At 53.8% G+C, this 6,307-nt stretch carries 6 protein-coding genes, 2 pseudogenes and 1 riboswitch; of the genes and pseudogenes, 6 read left to right on the top strand and 2 right to left on the bottom strand.

Annotation, left to right across the window (positions count from 1 at the left end; genetic code table 11):
* Nucleotides 1-304: pseudogene (locus tag Q362_RS23900) on the top strand (hypothetical protein); the annotation flags it as partial.
* Here Q362_RS23900 and Q362_RS21555 read toward each other — a convergent pair.
* Nucleotides 244-741: an A24 family peptidase gene (locus Q362_RS21555; protein ID WP_211248528.1), complete on the bottom strand. Its 498-nt coding sequence runs from the start codon at nt 739-741 to the stop codon at nt 244-246. The pseudogene Q362_RS23900 and the gene Q362_RS21555 overlap by 61 nt on opposite strands.
* Nucleotides 742-746: 5 nt before the next feature.
* The gene (locus Q362_RS21550) at nt 747-944 is read right to left on the bottom strand and encodes a Flp family type IVb pilin (RefSeq protein WP_035217131.1); all 198 of its coding nucleotides are present in this window, start codon (nt 942-944) and stop codon (nt 747-749) included.
* Nucleotides 945-1,126: 182 nt separating this feature from the next.
* A riboswitch (cobalamin riboswitch) is annotated at nt 1,127-1,310 on the top strand.
* A 158-nt stretch (nt 1,311-1,468) separates the two neighbouring features.
* Here Q362_RS21550 and Q362_RS23205 point away from each other — a divergent pair.
* The 5 genes and pseudogenes from Q362_RS23205 (at nt 1,469) to Q362_RS21535 (ending at nt 6,016) form a co-directional block, all read left to right on the top strand.
* Nucleotides 1,469-2,263, top strand: coding sequence for a helix-turn-helix domain-containing protein (locus Q362_RS23205; protein WP_084312954.1), 795 nt, complete (start codon nt 1,469-1,471; stop codon nt 2,261-2,263).
* Nucleotides 2,264-3,625: 1,362 nt separating this feature from the next.
* Entirely contained in the window at nt 3,626-3,841 is a 216-nt protein-coding gene (locus tag Q362_RS24935) for an AlpA family phage regulatory protein (protein ID WP_028319643.1), read from the top strand.
* Nucleotides 3,842-3,848: 7 nt separating this feature from the next.
* Nucleotides 3,849-4,805: pseudogene (locus tag Q362_RS21545) on the top strand (phage replisome organizer N-terminal domain-containing protein).
* Between the two features lie 223 nt (nt 4,806-5,028).
* Nucleotides 5,029-5,307, top strand: a complete 279-nt coding sequence (locus tag Q362_RS21540; protein WP_051554459.1) for a hypothetical protein — start codon at nt 5,029-5,031, stop codon at nt 5,305-5,307.
* Nucleotides 5,273-6,016: a hypothetical protein gene (locus tag Q362_RS21535; protein ID WP_211248526.1), complete on the top strand. Its 744-nt coding sequence runs from the start codon at nt 5,273-5,275 to the stop codon at nt 6,014-6,016. The genes Q362_RS21540 and Q362_RS21535 overlap by 35 nt, the downstream gene beginning before the upstream one ends.
* Nucleotides 6,017-6,307 lie beyond the last annotated feature (291 nt).

Below are 6,307 nucleotides of genomic sequence, written 5' to 3'. Positions count from 1 at the left end.
GCAAACAGCACGCGCCAAACTTGTCGGGTATCTCAAGGGCAACAAGGCGCGCATTGACTACGGCAAATTACGTCGTGGCGGTTATCCGCTGGGGAGCGGAGCTATTGAGAGTGCCAACAAGTTTATCTGCCACGTGCGACTGAAACGTTCGGGGGCCTGGTGGAAGATTGACAACGCCAATAATGTGCTCAAGCTGCGCTGCGCCAAATACAATGCAAAATTCGACGATGTTTTTGAGATGCATCAGGCCGTTAACAGAAAACAGCCGCAGTATAGCGCTGTTACGCTCAAAAGGATCAAATGATGCGCATAACTGTCGGATGCTCCCGATTCCGGACAGGGCACCCTCTCCCGTTGTTTTTTTCGGACATGTCGTTGGCCGCGATAGATCTGAACGACTGCCATGATCCCCCCTACCACTGTGCCGTAGAGGAAGACGGTCATGATCGCGCTTGGTCCGATCCATGCACCCAAGGCCGCCAGCAGTTTCAGGTCGCCGCCGCCAACCATGCCCTTGACGTAGGGCAGCAACAACAGCCCGCCGCCGAGGGCGACTCCCTGCAATGCATACAGCAATCCTTCCGTACCGGGCATGAGGAGCCACAGATACAGGCAGCCGCAACACAAGGCCGGCAAGGTCAAGCCATTGGGAATGGTGCGGCGCAGAAGGTCCGTCAGCGCCGAGCCAACTACGAGAACGCTGCAGGCCAGGAAAACCGGTACTGCAGGCGTGGTTGCCATCAGCATCATTCTTCTTTTTTGATATCGTCCGTGGCCTTGCCGATTTCGTCGGCAATGACTCCGAATAGATCCTTGAGTTTGTCCCCGAATAAACCCAGGGCGGCCACAAGAATGGCGGCCATCACACCTGCGATCAGGCCATATTCTACGGCGGTAGCCCCGGATTCGTCTTTGTACAGAGCAAGTAACTTGTTTTTCATCATGTATCCTCCCCTGAAACGATCAGACCGCATACGATGTGAATGTGACGTTAGAGGATCGCATTACTACTTCAGACGCTGATAAAATACCGGTAAAAAATTGCAGAAAATTAGGAGAAATTTGCGAAATTTTGGGGTGTTGTGTTTATGTGACAAAAAGGTGTTGACAGGTTTTTACATTCAAGGCTAGACAGGTGGCATCAGGTGCGTTGTTTGCTTAATAGGAAATCCCGTGCAAATCGGGAGCGGTCCCGCCGCTGTAACCGGGGACGAAATTCGCCATATCCACTGTTTGTCATCCAAAACGGGAAGGGGCGAAAAGTAGAATGATCCGGGAGCCAGAAGACCTGCCTGAGAACAGTATCGTTGGCCTTCTGCGAGTGACGGTTGTTCGCCAACATTTAAGGGTCAAGAAGCTGGGTGCAGCCCTTCATGGACACATGTCTTTTCGAAGGGCTTTTTGCTTTGTAGGGAAGGGTGAGGATGTCCATGGTTTTTGAATTCATTCTTTTGAATCCGAAACAGTTATGGACCCTGCTCAATTTTTCACAGCAATTGATCCTTACTGTCGATTGGCACCTCTTCACCTTGCGGAAGTCGCCAAATCCTTTCAGGAAACAATTCTTTCGGCCGGTGAAATGTTCATCAGCCAAGGTCAACCGGTACAAAAGTTCGGGATCATTCGATCTGGAGGTGCAGAGGTTGTTGTCCCTGATAGTAATGGCTTGAAATTATTCTGCGGAAATTTGAAAAGTGGAGATATCGTTTTTGACTTATCTATTTTATCAGGAACAGAATCTGCGGTTAGTGTTATCTGTCTTGAGCAAACCTCTTTTTTGGTGCAACCGATCGACGTTTTTGTTGAATCCTTGGACATGTACCCTCCGTTGAAATCCTTTTTCTATCAGAACGTTACCATGGGCGTTAGGTGGTGTTATGAAATAAATTGTGGGCGTCATGAGGGAAGATTTTTGATTGAATCGGGTAACGATCCTGATTCATCGAGTCTGTATAAAGCTCTTTTATATATTGATAAAAATTTTCATAAATCAGTAACATTGGATATGGTTGCCAAGGAAACTGCTATGAGCAGATTTCATTTTTCCCGTCAATTTAAACAGTATACTGGCTTGTCATTTAAACAATACCTGAATCGTAAACGTGTCAGAATGGCAAAAGAGCTGATTTGTCGGCATGGGTACAGTGTTACGGAAGCGTGTTTCGCTGTCGGATTCAATGATTCCTCTTATTTTTCCAAGGTATTTCGTGAAGTAGAAGGCTGTTCCCCTCGAAATTATTCGTCATGCCCAATTGTTACCTAGATCAGTAATATTATTTTTGAATTTTTTGTTTTTATTAAAAAATTTAAAATTAGATGCTTTGAAGAAGCTGGTCTCACTCCAGTTTTCACGGATAGGTAAACTGGAATTTTTTCCAATCCATCTGATAATATCAGATTATCAGCAAAAATCCGACTGAACCTCTCTCCAAATTCAGACAGCCAATTTTAGAGATTTCTGGCTTGTTGAGCCTCTCCCGAAGTTGCGCCGTGGTCAGATCGCCTCAGAGATAAACGGGGCCGGCGTCCTTACCCGGTCTTCTCCATGCTTCTTTTGGCTGGCTGCCATGGTCTTTCCTCCAATGATATTTGTGGTTGTTTGTGCTCGCGGACCCCCGACTTCAAGCCAGGATTCCGGTAACGTATCATTCTGATCTGCCAACATTAAATGCAATGATCTCTCTTGACAACCAGGCGGGGTACATCTATTGTATGCACGTATTCCCGATTCCGCCCGAGACGGTGGCATGACAGGTAATCAAACGTAAATACATACAGATCATACAGACGCAAATGCAGTCCGGAGAACCCTGCCCGGTTCCCGGACGAAGAAACACTGATCCATTCCAGGGCAGAACTGCACAGGATCCCCGACCATTGCCGGCGTTGCTCCGCTGGCACCCGGCCGGGATCAAATCGGACCCGTTGAGAGCACATCAAGACAACGATGGTTCGTTCTCGTGGCCGTTGGCCAACTCCACCGCCCCATGCACAGCAGGCGAAGGAGGAAGAGAACGCCGGTTCCTCTGCTTGGCAGAGGAACGTACGTGTTCCGTAAACGCGGGACGCAGGCCACCATACAAAACAATGCCAGGTCACCTGCCTGCATGGAGGCAGTGCATTCCTAGAGCGTCCGCCCGCCCCGCTGACCGTTGCGCCGGACACCGAAAACCCACGATCAGGTCGTCACGGATTCCTTTCCGGTAAGCCTTGGTTTGCCCGCACAATACTTTTTTTGTACGGCAGGCCGCCTGAAGTGCTCCAGGAAAAGTCCGTACGTAGTACGACCGCCATCCAACCAAAGCCAGCGACGCCCAGGATACTCCCTTCTTTTTTTCAGGGGGAGTGACATCCGACGACTCCATGTAAAAGATTTTTTCGCCTTTTTTTGGCTTTCCACCGCCTCAAGGGAAAAACCGGACGTCCGGTTTTCTTGCGGAATCTCCAATTGTTATTCAACAAGAGTAATCCGTTATGGCACGTTCTACAAAAAATTTTCGTATACGCTGCGTAACATCGTTTTGCAGGCACCGTGAACACTCTGAAAACAACTCGGCTAGGGTGACTCTAACATCCAGTCTCTTCACGATCAGGAGGGCGCCATGGAACTGATACCAAGGAGCCCCTGCCCCTGCCGGAAACCGGATTTCTGCGTCTGCCCCAGATTGTTGGTGATAGTAAATCCAAGCCTCCGGTTCCGGCCCTGATCCCGGTGTCGCGAAGCACCTGGTGGGCCGGAGTCAAATCAGGCCGCTATCCTCGGCCGGTCAAGCTCGGGCCGCGCATCACCGCCTGGCGGGTGGAGGATATCCGCCGACTTATCCAGGACACCGTGGTGTGAGGTGGCTATGGAATGGGTCAAAGTGAGGTGCGACGTCTTTGATCACCGCAAGATCAAATTGATCCGCAAAGGGCCCAAGGGTGATACTCTGGCGCTGCTCTAGGTGATGCTCATTGCCGAGGCCGGCAAGTGTGGCCGGGGTGGGGCACTCATGATCTCAGAGAACAATCCCTATACGGCCGAGACCCTGAGCCTGCTGTTGGCGATGCCCAGATCGGTCATCGAGCAGGGACTGAAACTGTTTGCCCGGCTGGAGATGATCGAGCGGGATGCGGTCATCCGGATTCGCAACTGGCGCAAGTACCAGAGCGAAGGCAAGCTGGAGGTCCGCAGGGAAAAGGACCGGCTCCGCCAACAGCGGCACCGGGAAAAAGAACCTGAGGTGTCACCATCGGTGTCACGTGACAGTCACGCTTTGATGTCACGTGATGTCACGCCGGAGAACAGAACAGAGAAGAACAGAGTAGAGAAGACAACAACAGAGGGAGTACGGCTGTTGTTGTCACAGACACCGTTGTCGAACATCTCTGATCAGGAACTGGGTGGACTGATGCAACGTCACGGTCCTGGGCGTTTACGGCAGGCAGCCGATGTCGCTGCGGAAACCTGGCGGCGTGACCGGGGAGAGATCCGCAATCCTGGAGGCTACCTCAACACCCTCTGCGAGGCCCTGGTCGTCCCCGACTGGTATGTGCCTCGTGACGAACGGCAGAAACGTGCTAAGGAGACCAGAAGGCGGCAGGAGATGCAAGCGGTCGGTCTAGTGGCGCAGCAAATGGCCGAACAGGCCGAAAACAAGGCCCGTGATGAACTGTGGCAGAGCCTGGGTGACATCGAGCGTGACCAGTTCTGCTCCGTTGCCCGGGATGAGTATCCCGTCTGCACCCACCCCTCGGAGGAGGTGGTCCAGATCCTGGCCAAGATGAAGGCCTGGGAGGCCCGGCAGGTGAGCGGCTGCTCCTGAGAGCGTGGCAACCGTGCCCTGCACGGCTGCATTGGAACAGACGCGGAAATCCCTGGTGGTTGCAGCGCTGGCCAACTGAAAACTGTTTGTCACCTGCTCCAAACCACTGTCAATTTCGATGTCCGGATTTCCGCGCTGTGTCAGCAGGCGCCGACACAGCGCGGAACCCGCACCCCAGCACCGCTTTGCCGCGCCGGGCGCGACAAAGCTCAGAGGACGAACCATGGAGACACCTGAGGAGACATTTGATGCGCTGGCCGAGGTCGCGCGCATTCGCAACCGCCGGGCAGTGGCCAGGCGGAAACATTACCGCAAAAGCCGGCTGGACCGTTACCGGGCAGAGCTGGTTGCCATGCGGCGGGCCGGGGCCTCCTGTGCCGATCTGGCCGAGTGGCTGCGCATCCATCGCTGCCGGATCCACCGCAGCTCGATTGATCGCTATCTGAAACGCTTGCCGGAGTTGCACCATGCCGAGTTTCCGCTCGCCGAAGGCCCAGGCTGAGCATGCGGTCTCCCGGAAGATTGCCCTGGGAACCGGCAGGCATGATCACCAGAACGATGGCCGGATCCACAGCTTGGGTACGGTTCGGGGCTATGAGCAGGCCCTCAAGGGCTTTGCCGACTATCTCCGCCAGCATCGACTGGGAGATCTGCACAGCGCCACCGAACAGGAGGCACAGCATTATCTGGCCGAACGCTCCCAACTGGTTGGTCAGAAGACTCTTGATCTGGACCGCCAGGCGATCCAGATCCATCTTGGTCAGCGGTTGGAGATCGTCTGCAGCAGCAAACTGAGCATCCTCTCCACCCGAAGCTATACCCCGGCCCAGGTCGAACGGATAGCGCATGCTCAGAGCGAGGCCAACAGCCTGGCCACCCGGTTGGCCTATCATGCCGGGTTGCGGGCGCATGAGCTGCTTACCCTGCGGCCGGCCGGTGAACGGGTCGCCTCTGGTCACCGCCAGTGGAGTGCGGAACGGTTCACCGGCCGGGAGGGGGATCGGTACACCGTTGTCGGCAAGGGTGGTTTGGTACGCGAGGTGGTGTTGTCCCGAGAATTGGTTACGGCCTTGGAAGCAAAACGGTTGGATGAGCCACGTCTGGTGATCGACCGGGGTGTGCACTACAACCAGCACTACGACATCGGCGGCGGTAGGGCCTGGAGTGTCACCGCCGATGAATTACTGACCCACCCGCCACCGAAAATTTGACCCCCCTGCCCGTTTTTTCGCCTTCCTTCCCGCAGTTTTTGCAAGACCCACCTGAACGTTTCCCAGTTGTCCGAAGAAGACTCGTATACTGCTCCTGAATATTGATCAAAGCAGGGGGAGATATGGGTACCAAGAACAAGAATCGAAAGCGTCCTTGCCGCATGTGCGGGAAATGGTTCCAACCGGATGCACGCCTTGGGACACGACAGAAGACCTGCGGCAGTCAAGAGTGTCAAAAGAAGTGGCATGCCCGTAAATGCCGAGAATGGAACAAGCAGAACCGGGCCTATT

Source organism: Desulfobulbus elongatus DSM 2908 (assembly GCF_000621145.1).
Lineage (GTDB): Bacteria > Desulfobacterota > Desulfobulbia > Desulfobulbales > Desulfobulbaceae > Desulfobulbus > Desulfobulbus elongatus.
The sequence above is the reverse complement of the archived record's forward strand: the minus strand, read 5'-3'. Positions and strand labels throughout refer to the sequence as shown.